The organism is Rhodococcus sp. 2H158, assembly GCF_053764755.1.
Map to the genome: position 1 here is coordinate 1 of NZ_JBSNCE010000070.1, position 911 is coordinate 911.

Genomic DNA, 911 nt, shown 5'->3' on the forward strand with positions numbered 1-911 from the left:
CTGGCGTACCACACCCCCAGCAGCCCGAGCAGCACCGGCGCGTTCGCCTCGAGCGGCGCGGTGGCGAAGTGCTCGTCGACGGTGTGCATCCCGGCGAGGAACTCGGCGAAGCGGGCCGGCCCGATCGCGCACATCACCGCCAGCCCGATCGCCGAGCCCACCGAGTACCGCCCGCCCACCCAGTCCCAGAACCCGAACATGTTCGCCGGGTCGATGCCGAACTCGGCGACCTTGGCGGCGTTGGTGGACACCGCCACGAAATGCGCCGCGACGGCGTCCTCGCCGAGCGCGGCGACCAGCCAGCGCCGCGCGGCGGTGGCGTTGGTGAGGGTTTCGATGGTGGTGAACGTCTTCGACGCCACCACGAACAGCGTGGTGGCCGGGTCCAGGCCGGTCAGCGCGGCGGTCAGATCGGCCGGGTCGATGTTGGCGACGAACCGCACCGCCGGGCCGTCGGCGTAGTGCCGCAACGCCCGCGCCACCATCGCCGGGCCCAGGTCCGAGCCGCCGATCCCGATGTTCACCACCGTGGTGATCGGCGCGCCGGTGGCGCCGCGCCAGGTGCCGGCGCGGACCTGCTCGGCGAAGCCGGCCATCGCGTCGAGCACCGTGTGCACCTCGGGGACCACGTCGGCGCCGTCCACGGTCAGCGTCGCCGACCGCGGCAGCCGCAGCGCGGTGTGCAGCACCGCCCGGTCCTCGGTGGTGTTGATCCGGTCCCCGGCGAGCATCGCATCGCGGCGGGACTCGAGCGCACACGCCCGGGCCAGCTCCAGCAGCAACCCCACCGTGGTGTCGGTGATCCGATGCTTGCTGTAGTCGATGTACCAGTCCCCGGCGGTGAGCGACAACCGCTGCGCCCGCCCCGGATCCGCCGCGAACAACCCCCGCAGATCCACCGCCTCGAGCTC

General features: G+C 73.0%; 1 pseudogene. It reads right to left on the reverse strand.

Going from position 1 to position 911, the window contains the following annotated elements:
• Window positions 1–911, reverse strand: a pseudogene (locus ACWPOB_RS28525) (glucose-6-phosphate isomerase); the annotation flags it as partial.